Origin of the sequence: Salifodinibacter halophilus (assembly GCA_012999515.1) — a bacterium.
Classification (GTDB): domain Bacteria; phylum Pseudomonadota; class Gammaproteobacteria; order Nevskiales; family Salinisphaeraceae; genus Salifodinibacter; species Salifodinibacter halophilus.
The window spans coordinates 1-232 of record JABEEB010000813.1 but is presented as its reverse complement, the minus strand read 5'-3'; the positions used below and the strand labels follow the sequence as shown (position 1 = coordinate 232).

1 protein-coding gene is annotated in these 232 nt (G+C 70.3%); it reads right to left on the bottom strand.

Features of this window, described 5'->3' with window-relative positions; all coding sequences use genetic code 11:
• Positions 1 to 232: MBL fold metallo-hydrolase (locus HKX41_13840; GenBank protein NNC25215.1), on the bottom strand; the 232-nt coding region annotated here is incomplete at both ends.

Here is a 232-nt window from a genome sequence, read left to right as displayed (position 1 = left end):
GGCGTTGCCGGCGCCGGTGTCGAACAGCAACACCCGCTCGCCGCTGCGCACCAGCAGCGGCTGGATGCTCAGGTGCACGACGTCGGTGGGCTGGCCGTTGGCGCTGAGCAGGGCCGCCACATCGGCGGGCGGACGGCCGACACCGAAGGTCTTGCCGTCGTTGGCGACGTCGATGTCGCCGTCCTTGACCGCCGCGGCGGCGAGCTTGCCGATGCTGAAAGCGAAGAATTGC